General features: G+C 73.5%; 6 protein-coding genes. 2 read left to right on the forward strand and 4 right to left on the reverse strand.

The genetic code is table 11. The features are described from left to right. Positions 1 to 118: 118 nt before the first annotated feature. A complete protein-coding gene (mfd, locus tag IEX22_RS14395; protein ID WP_188669096.1) occupies positions 119 to 3781 on the forward strand; it encodes a transcription-repair coupling factor in 3663 nt (1220 codons plus the stop codon). 73 nt (positions 3782 to 3854) lie between these two features. Here the strand turns inward: mfd and IEX22_RS14400 are convergent, their stop codons facing one another. From IEX22_RS14400 to IEX22_RS14415, 4 genes are all read right to left on the reverse strand, one after another. Continuing rightward, positions 3855 to 4133 (reverse strand): hypothetical protein, encoded by a 279-nt coding sequence (locus IEX22_RS14400; protein WP_188669097.1) that lies wholly within the window; start codon positions 4131 to 4133, stop codon positions 3855 to 3857. 90 nt (positions 4134 to 4223) lie between these two features. Then, the gene (gene deoC / locus IEX22_RS14405) at positions 4224 to 4928 is read right to left on the reverse strand and encodes a deoxyribose-phosphate aldolase (RefSeq protein ID WP_188669098.1); all 705 of its coding nucleotides are present in this window, start codon (positions 4926 to 4928) and stop codon (positions 4224 to 4226) included. An 88-nt stretch (positions 4929 to 5016) separates the two neighbouring features. Continuing rightward, positions 5017 to 6885 (reverse strand): phospho-sugar mutase, encoded by a 1869-nt coding sequence (locus tag IEX22_RS14410; protein ID WP_188669099.1) that lies wholly within the window; start codon positions 6883 to 6885, stop codon positions 5017 to 5019. 74 nt (positions 6886 to 6959) lie between these two features. Next, positions 6960 to 7772, reverse strand: coding sequence for a purine-nucleoside phosphorylase (locus IEX22_RS14415; protein WP_188669100.1), 813 nt, complete (start codon positions 7770 to 7772; stop codon positions 6960 to 6962). Positions 7773 to 7845: 73 nt separating this feature from the next. Between IEX22_RS14415 and IEX22_RS14420 the strand changes: the two genes are divergently transcribed. Next, on the forward strand, positions 7846 to 9303 hold the full coding sequence (locus IEX22_RS14420; RefSeq protein WP_188669101.1) for an NAD(P)H-quinone dehydrogenase: 1458 nt from the start codon (positions 7846 to 7848) through the stop codon (positions 9301 to 9303). The last annotated feature ends 189 nt before the right edge of the window (positions 9304 to 9492 follow it).

Below are 9492 nucleotides of genomic sequence, written 5' to 3' on the forward strand. Positions count from 1 at the left end.
GATAGGCTGGATGCCTACCCGGGGTCCGTGCTGGACCGCGGTTCTTCGTGCTGCCCTCGCCGTCGCCGCCCCCCGGCGTGGCGTTTCTCGACCACCGCCGTGTCCTGAGGAGTCCGTGATGAGTCTGACCGGTCTGCGCACCGCCCTGGCGGACGATCCCGGCGTCGCCCGGCTGGCCCGCCTGTCGCGGGCCGGGGCCGATGCCCCGGAGTCGATGGAGATCAGCGCCCCCGTCGGCCTGCGCCCCGCCCTGCTGGCCGAGCTGGTGAGCGGCATTGCGGCGACCGACGCGGGTGGTGCGGCGCCGGCGCGCGAACCCGTCGTGCTCGCCGTGACCGCGACGGACCGCGAGGCCAACGACCTGGTCGACGCGCTGAGCTGCTACCTGCCCGCGGGGTCCGTCGAGGCGTTCCCGGCCTGGGAGACGCTGCCGCACGAGCGGCTGTCCCCGCGCTCGGACACCGTCGGCACCCGGCTGCACGTGCTGCGCCGGCTCGCCCACCCGGCGCAGCCGGGAGGGACACCGCCGGCCGGTCCGGCATCGAACGCGGCCACCGCGCCGCTGCGCGTCGTCGTCGCCCCCGTCCGCGCCGTCGTGCAACCGGTCGTCGCCGGCCTGGAGGACCTCGAGCCGGTGACCGTGACGGTGGGCGAGGACCATCCCTTCGACGGCCTGATCGCGGCCCTGTCCGCGGCCGCGTACGCGCGGGTCGACATGGTCACCCGGCGCGGCGAGTTCGCCGTGCGCGGCGGCATCCTCGACGTCTTCGCGCCCACCGCCGACCACCCGGTGCGGATCGAGTTCTTCGGCGACGAGGTCGAGAACATGCGGTACTTCTCGGTGGCGGACCAGCGGTCCCTGCCCGGGGACGAGCTGACGCGCCTCTACGCCCCGCCGTGCCGCGAGCTGCTGATCACCCCCGCCGTCGCCGACCGGGCCGCCGCCCTGATGCCGTCGATGCCCGGCGCCGCCGCGATGCTGGAGAAGATCGCCGCCGGTATCGCGGTCGAGGGCATGGAGTCCCTGGCCCCCGTGCTCGCCGACGGCATGGTGCCCGTCGTCGAGCACCTGCCCGCCGGGTCCGTGCTCGTGCTGATCGAGCCGGAGAAGGTCCGAACCCGCGCCCACGACCTGGAGCACACCAACGCGGAGTTCCTCGCCGCGGCCTGGGCGTCCGCGTCCGACGGCGGCGAGGCGCCGCTGCAGCTGGGGGACGCCGGGCGCGGGCTGGAGGCCGGCGGCTTCGCCTCCCTGGCCGACACCCGCACGACCGCGCTCGCCGCCGGCGTGCGGTGGTGGGCCCTGTCCTCCTTCGTGCAGCCGGACGACCTGCTGCCCGATGTCGACACCCTGCGCGTCGACGCGCGGGAGCCGATCCGGTTCCAGGGCGATGTCGAGCAGATGCTCGCCTTCCTCGGGGGCCGGGTCCGGGACGACTGGCGGATCGTCGTGACGACGCCCGGCCCCGGCCCGGCGCAGCGCATCGCCGAGCTGCTGCACGACGCCGACATCCCCGCCGCCCGGGTCGACGACCTGACCGGTGTCCCCGAGCCGGGCATCGTGCACATCACCACCGGTGCCGCCGACGGCGGCTTCGTCGTCGAGTCGCTCAAGCTCGGCCTGCTCACCGAGACCGACCTGCTCGGCCGGGCCAGCGCCTACGGCACTCGGGAGATGCGCAAGATGCCCGCCCGGCGGCGGCGCAACGCCGTCGACCCGCTGAGCCTGACCGCGAGCGACCTCGTCGTGCACGAACAGCACGGCATCGGCCGGTTCGTCGAGCTGATCCAGCGCACCACCGGCGTCGGGGCGGCCCGCACCACCCGCGAGTACCTCGTCATCGAGTACGCCCCCGCCAAGCGCGGCGCGCCGGGGGACCGGCTGTTCGTGCCCACCGACCAGCTGGACCAGGTCACCCGGTACGTCGGCGGCGACGCGCCGGCCCTGTCGAAGATGGGCGGCAGCGACTGGTCCCGCACCAAGAACCAGGCGCGGCGCGCGGTCAAGGAGATCGCGGGCGAGCTGATCCGGCTCTACTCGGCGCGCATGGCCTCCCGCGGGCACGCCTTCGGGCCGGACACGCCCTGGCAGCGGGAGCTCGAGGAGGCGTTCCCGTACGTCGAGACCCCGGACCAGTTGACCACCATCAACGAGGTCAAGGCCGACATGGAGCGGGAGGTGCCGATGGACCGGCTGATCTCCGGCGACGTCGGTTACGGCAAGACGGAGATCGCGGTCCGGGCCGCGTTCAAGGCCGTGCAGGACGGCAAGCAGGTGGCCGTCCTCGTGCCCACCACCCTGCTCGTGCAGCAGCACTTCGAGACGTTCTCCGAGCGGTTCTCCGGGTTCCCCGTGCGGATCCGCGCCCTGTCCCGCTTCCAGACCGGCAAGGAGTCGAAGGACACGATCGCGGGGCTGGGGGACGGGACCGTCGACGTCGTGATCGGCACGCACCGACTGCTCTCGGACGCCGTCCAGTTCAAGGACCTGGGTCTGGTGATCGTCGACGAGGAGCAGCGGTTCGGCGTCGAGCACAAGGAGCAGCTCAAGAAGCTGCGCACCAACGTCGACGTCCTCGCCATGAGCGCGACCCCGATCCCGCGCACCCTGGAGATGGCCGTCACCGGCATCCGGGAGATGTCCACCCTGGCCACGCCGCCGGAGGAGCGGCACCCGGTCCTGACCTACGTCGGCCCGTACACGGACCAGCAGGTCACCGCCGCGATCCGGCGCGAGCTGATGCGCGAGGGCCAGGTGTTCTTCGTGCACAACCGGGTCTCCTCGATCGAGCGGACCGCCGCGCACCTGCAGCAGCTGGTGCCGGAGGCGCGGATCGCCGTCGCGCACGGCCAGATGAGCGAGTCGAGGCTCGAGCAGATCATCGTCGACTTCTGGGAGCGGCGGTTCGACGTGCTGATCTGCACGACGATCATCGAGACCGGCCTGGACATCGCCAACGCCAACACCCTGATCATCGACCGGGCCGACTCGTACGGGCTCTCCCAGCTGCACCAGCTGCGCGGCCGGGTGGGCCGTGGCCGGGAGCGGGCGTACGCCTACTTCCTGTTCCCGTCGGAGAAGCCGCTGGGGGAGGTGGCGCTGGAGCGGCTCAAGGCCGTCGCCCAGCACAACGAGCTCGGCGCCGGCATGCAGCTGGCGATGAAGGACCTCGAGATCCGGGGTGCGGGCAACCTGCTCGGCGGCGAGCAGTCCGGCCACATCGCCGGGGTCGGCTTCGACCTGTATCTGCGGCTGGTGGGGGAGGCGGTGGCCGACTTCCGGGGCGAGAAGGACGAGACGCCGACGGAGATGAAGATCGAGCTGCCGGTCAACGCCCACCTGCCCGAGGAGTACGTGCCCGGCGAGCGGCTGCGCCTGGAGGCGTACCGCAAACTCGCCGCCGCGTACACCGAAGAGGCCATCGACGAGGTCCGCACCGAGCTGGCCGACCGCTACGGGGAGCCGCCGGCGGAGGTGGAGAACCTGCTGGCCGTCGCCCGGTTCCGGATCGCGGCCCGCGCGGCGGGGCTGACCGAGGTGATCGCCCAGGGCGCCATGGTGCGCTTCGGCCCGATCGCCGACCTGCCCGAGTCCCGGCAGTTGCGGCTGACCCGGATGTACCCCGGGGCGCTGGTGAAACCGGCGCTGAACGCCGTGCTCATCCCGAAGCCGAAGTCGGCCCCGATCGGGGGCGTCGACCTGACCGACGAGGCGATCCTGGCCTGGGCGCGCGGCGTGATCGACGCCGTGTTCGCCCCGCAGCCCGCCGTCACCGGCTGACGGGGTCGCCGGACGCAGCAGGACCCCGGCCGCGTGGCCGGGGTCCTGTCGTCCGTCGCGGGCTGCGGCGCGCTCAGCGGCCGGCGTGTTCCTTGCGGGTGGGCCGCTGGAAGCCGACGAAGTAGGCGAGCGAGGCGATGAGGATCGCGGCCGGCATCGCCCACCAGGTGGCCGGCTGGTTGTGGTCGACGAAGCTCATCAGGTAGATGCCGATGAGGAATACCGCGAACATGACGACGAAGGTCACGGCGTTCTCCACCCCGCGGCCCTCCCCGGAGTGGGTGCGGTGCTCGTTCTCCGTCGACTCGCGCCGGCTCCGGCGCGGGGCCTGACGGCTGGCTGACGTGCTCATGCTTCCTCCGGGTGATCGCGACCGATGACTGCTCTCATCGTACCCACCGGCCGTCGGCGTGGCCGCACGAGCCGGTGGGACACGGGTGGGTCAGTACCCGGTGCCCGTGCCGCCGGTGACGATGGCGATCCCGGAGCTGGCGCCGATGCGGGTGGCGCCGGCCGTGATCATGGCCAGCGCGTCCTCGCGGGTGCGGACCCCGCCGGAGGCCTTGACGCCGAGCTGCTCGCCCACGGTGCGGCGCATCAGGGCGACGTCCTCGACGGTGGCCCCGCCACCGCCGAAACCGGTGGAGGTCTTGACGAAGTCCGCGCCCGCGTCGACGGCGCACCGGCAGGCGAACTCCTTCTGCTCGTCGGTCAGCATCGACGTCTCGATGATGACCTTGAGGGTGGCCTGGCTGACGTGCACCGCCTCGGCGACGGCGGCGATGTCCACGACGACGGCGTTGCGGTCCAGGGCGATCACCGCGGGGATGGTGACGACCATGTCGACCTCGTCCGCGCCGTCCAGGCACGCCCCGCGCGCCTCGTACACCTTCGCGTCGGTGGGGGTGGCGCCGAACGGGAACGCCGCCACGGAGCAGGTCAGCACGTCGGTGCCGCGCAGCGCCTGGCGGGCGGTCGAGACCCACAGCGGGGTCACGCACACCGACCGGAAGCCGTGGTCGACGGCCTCCCCGCACAGGGTCAGGATCTCCTGCCGCGACGTGTCCGGCCTGAGGAGCGTGTGGTCGATGTAGCCGGCGAGCTCGGCCGCGGTGAGCGAGGCCGCGTCGACGCTGTTCCAGGACATGAGAGGGCCTTTCGTCGGGATCGGATCCATGCTCGCACACGGGCGCGGCGCTGCCGACCCGGGTGCGCGGGGGAGGACGAGCCGGTGCTCAGTCCTCGCGGGGAGAGAGGTCGAGCAGCTCGCGCAGATCCGTGGCGATGGCGTCGAGGGTGGCGTCCGCCCGCGCCGTCGCCTCCGGCAGTTCGGCGCGCGACGCCGCCGGCACGACGGCCTCCAGGTAGCACTTGAGCTTCGGCTCGGTGCCCGACGGGCGGACGATCACCCGGTTGCCGGCCTCGGTCACCCAGTACAGGCCCTCGGTCGGCGGCAGCGCCGGCAGCCCCGGGACGGCCTCCCCGGCCGCGAGGTCCACGGCGACGACGACGGCGGACCCGTCGAACGCCGTCGGGCCGGACTCCCGCAGGTGGTGCATCATCGCGTCCAGCAGCCCCAGGTCCGAGACCCGGACGGAGAGCTGGCGGGTCCGGTGCACGCCGTGCAGCAGGTGCAGGTCGTCGAGCACGTCCACCAGGGTGCGGCCCTCGGCCTTCGCGTCCGCGGCCAGCTCCGCCGCGAGCAGCCCGGCGCTGATGCCGTCCTTGTCCCGCACGGCGGCGGGATCGACGCAGTAGCCGAGCGCCTCCTCGTACCCGAAGGTCAGCCCCGGCGTGCGGGTGATCCACTTGAAACCGGTGAGGGTGACCCGGTGCTCGACGCCGGCCTGCCGTGCGATCCGGGCCAGCAGCCGGGAGGAAACCACCGAGTTCGCGAACACCGGTCGCCGGGACCCGAGGCCGCCCGCACCGGTGCCTGCGCCGGCCTGATCCTCGGCGGCGGCGCGGCGCTCGCGGTCGAGCACGTGCGCGCCGAGCAGGGCGCCGGTCTCGTCGCCGGTGAGCACCCGGTAGTCGCCGTCGTGCGCCACCGCCAGGGCCACCCGGTCCGCGTCCGGGTCGTTGGCGATGATCAGGTCGGCGCCCCGCTCCCGGGCGGCGGCCAGGGCCAGGTCGAGTGCGCCGGGCTCCTCCGGGTTGGGGAAGGCGACCGTGGGGAACGCCGGGTCCGGCGCGGCCTGCTCGGCCACGAGGTGCACATCGCCGAAGCCCGCGTCCGTGAGGACCCGCGTCATCGTGCTGCCGCCGACGCCGTGCATGGGCGTCAGGACGATGGCCAGGTCCCGCGCGTCGAACGTGTCCGGCCGTGCCAGGGCGGTCACACCGGCCCGGTACTCGTCCGCGACGGCGGCGTCCAGCACCGTCCAGCCGTCCGCGGCCAGGGGCACCGCGGCCGGATCCGTCGCGTCGACGGCGCGGATCCGCTCGGCGATCGCGGCGTCGACGGGACTGACGATCTGGGCGCCGCGGCCGTCGTCGTCGCTGGCCCGGCCGCCCAGGTACACCTTGTACCCGTTGTCCTGCGGCGGGTTGTGGCTGGCGGTGACCATCACTCCGGCCTCCGCGTCGAACCGGCGCACCGCCCAGGCGAGCACCGGCGTGGGCAGAGCCGCGGGCATCAGCAGGGACTCGACGCCGGCGGCCGTCAACACGGCGGCGGTGTCCGCGGCGAACACGTCCGAGTTGTGCCGTGCGTCGAAGCCGATGACGGCGCGCGGCCGGTACGCGCCCGCCGAGACGTCCAGCAGGTAGCGGGCCAGGCCCGCGGCGGCCTGCCGGACCACCAGCCGGTTCATCCGGTTCGGCCCGGCGCCCAGCGCCGCGCGCAGCCCAGCGGTGCCGAAGGTCAGTGGTCCGGCGAAGGCGTCGGCGAGCCGCTCCCGGGCGTCGTCGTCGCCGGCGGTGACGGCGTCGAGGTCGGCGAGCAGTTCGGCCCGGGTCCGGGGGTCGGGGTCGGCGTCCGCCCACGCGCGGGCGGCCTCCGCGAGAGCGGTGGGCCCGCCGGCGGTGGCCGTGGTCGGCACGGCACCGGTCGTCTCGGTGGGGGACGGGGGCGGGGACGACGGCGTCCGCTGCTGGCTCATGACGGGTTCCTCGGGTGGGCTGCGGGTCGCTGATGATGGGCGGGAGGACGGGCGGGGCGGAGAGGGTGCCGGCGTCAGAGCCGGCGGACGATCCCGGCCAGCAGCGCGCTGATCCGCGGGCCGGCGTCCCGGCCTGCCTGCAGCACCTCGGCGTGGCTGAGCGGCTCGTCGCTGATCCCCGCGCCGAGGTTGGTCACCAGGGAGATGCCGAACACCTCCATGCCCGCGTGCCGGGCGGCGATCGCCTCCAGAGCCGTCGACATGCCGACGAGATCCGCCCCGAGGGTGCGGGCCATCCGCACCTCGGCGGGGGTCTCGTAGTGCGGGCCGGGGAACTGGGCGTAGACGCCCTCGGTCAGCGCCGGGTCCACCTCGCGGGCGATGCCGCGGATCCGCGGGGAGTACAGGTCGGTGAGGTCGACGAAGGTGGCGCCCTCCAGCGGTGACGCCCCGGTGAGGTTGAGGTGGTCCGCGATCAGGACGGGCGAGCCCGGGCCGACCTCAGGGCGCAGACCGCCGCACCCGTTGGTCAGGATCATGGTGCTCGCCCCCGCCGCGGCGGCGGTACGGGCGCCGTGGGCGACGGCACGGACGCCGCGGCCCTCGTAGTAGTGGGTGCGGGCGCCGAGGACCAGGACCCGGCGGCCCTCCTCGGTGCGCAGCGACCGGATGGTGCCGACGTGACCGGCGACGGCGGGCTTCTCGAATCCCGGCACCTCGGTGGCGTCGAGCTCGGCGACGGTCCGCCCGATCAGCTCGGCGGCGCCGCCCCAGCCGGAGCCGAGGACGAGGCCGACGTCGTGCTGCTCGACGCCGGTGCGTTCGGCGATCACGGCGGCCGCGGACGCGGCGAGGGCGAAGGGATCGTCGGTGGTGGGGGTGCTCACCCGTCCGACCCTACCGGCTGCCGCGCCCCGCGGTGGGTGCCTGCTTTGCCCCGGTGCGAGCCGATGGACGACAATGGGCGCCGTGAACAATCAGCTGGATTACTCGTCGTTGCGTCTCGGGGTCATCGGCGGTGGCCCGGGCGGCTATGAGGCCGCCATGGTCGCCTCCTCACTGGGAGCCGCGGTGACGATCGTCGAGTCCCAGGCGGTGGGCGGCAGCGCGGTGCTCACCGACGTCGTGCCCTCCAAGACCCTGATCGCGACGGCCGACGCGATGACCGCCGCCGCGGACGCGGATGCCCTGGGCATCAAGTTCGCGTCCGCCGGCGGGGCGACGGGGGACACCCCGGGCCTGGACACGTCGACGCCGGCCCCCGCGATGTGGGCCGACCTGGCCGGCGTCAACCAGCGGCTGCTCAGGCTCGCGAAGGACCAGTCCACCGACATCCACGCCGCGCTGGAGCGCAAGGGCGTCCGCATCATCTGCGGGCGCGGCCGACTGCGCCCGGACCACACGATCGAGGCCACGACCGACGCCGGCACGGAGCTGATCGAGGTCGACGCGGTGCTGCTGGCGGTCGGGGCGAGCCCGCGCGAGCTGCCGTCGGCGAAGCCGGACGGGGAGCGGATCCTCACCTGGAAGCAGGTCTACAACCTCGACGTGCTGCCCGAGCACCTGATCGTGATCGGTTCCGGGGTGACCGGTGCCGAGTTCGCGTCGGCGTTCGTGGGCCTGGGCGCCGACGTCACCCTCGTCTCCTCGCGCGACCGGGTGCTGCCCGGGGAGGACCCGGACGCGGCGGAGGTGCTGGAGGACGTGCTGCAGAAGCGGGGCCTGAACCTGCTGGCCCGCTCGCGCGCCCAGGCCGTGGCGCGGACGGACGACGGCGTCGTCGTCACCCTGGAGGACGGTCGGACGGTGGAGGGCTCGCACTGCCTGCTCGCCGTCGGCGCGGTGCCCAACACGGCGGACCTCGGCCTGGACGACGCGGGCGTCGCGACCACGGAGGCGGGCCACGTCGTCGTCGACGGCGTCTCCCGGACCACCGCGTTCAACGTCTACGCGGCCGGGGACTGCACCGGCGTGATGCCGCTGGCGTCGGTCGCCGCGATGCAGGGCCGGATCGCCGTCGCGCACCTGCTCGGCGACGCGGTCAAGCCGCTGCGGATCAAGCAGGTCTCGTCCAACATCTTCACGTCCCCGGAGATCGCCACCGTCGGCGTCACCGAGGCGGACGTCGAGTCGGGCGCGTATCAGGCCGATGTCTTCACGCTCTCCCTGAACTCCAACGCCCGGGCCAAGATGATGCACGTCAAGGACGGGTTCGTGAAGGTCTTCGCCCGCCAGGGCTCCGGCACGGTCATCGGCGGCGTCGTCGTCGGGCCGCGCGCCTCGGAGCTGATCTACCCGCTGGCCATCGCCGTCAGCCAGAAACTGAACGTGGACGACGTCGCCTCGACGTTCACGGTGTACCCGTCGCTGTCCGGCTCGATCGCCGAGGCGGCCCGGCGCCTGCACGTCCACCAGTAGGACCCCGGAAACGACGCCGCACCCGCAAACGACGCCAGCTCGTCGATAGATGTCGCATCCGCCCCGGAATCGGGGCCGGATGGAGCATCTATCTGTGGTGTCCAGGGACGTTGTCCCGGTTTAGGGCGGTGAGTCGGGCTGACAAATGAAGGCCTCCGGATGTGAAGTGGAGCTGTCGAGGAACCACTG

Source organism: Tersicoccus solisilvae (genome assembly GCF_014643255.1).
Taxonomy (GTDB): Bacteria; Actinomycetota; Actinomycetes; order Actinomycetales; family Micrococcaceae; genus Tersicoccus; species Tersicoccus solisilvae.

Coding starts and splice junctions, on each gene's coding strand:
- IEX22_RS14410 (WP_188669099.1), bottom strand. CDS start 6,885: ATGAGCCAGCAGCGGACGCCGTCGTCCCCGCCCCCGTCCCCCACCGAG.
- IEX22_RS14420 (WP_188669101.1), top strand. CDS start 7,846: ATGGGCGCCGTGAACAATCAGCTGGATTACTCGTCGTTGCGTCTCGGG.
- IEX22_RS14400 (WP_188669097.1), bottom strand. CDS start 4,133: ATGAGCACGTCAGCCAGCCGTCAGGCCCCGCGCCGGAGCCGGCGCGAG.
- deoC (WP_188669098.1), bottom strand. CDS start 4,928: ATGTCCTGGAACAGCGTCGACGCGGCCTCGCTCACCGCGGCCGAGCTC.
- mfd (WP_188669096.1), top strand. CDS start 119: ATGAGTCTGACCGGTCTGCGCACCGCCCTGGCGGACGATCCCGGCGTC.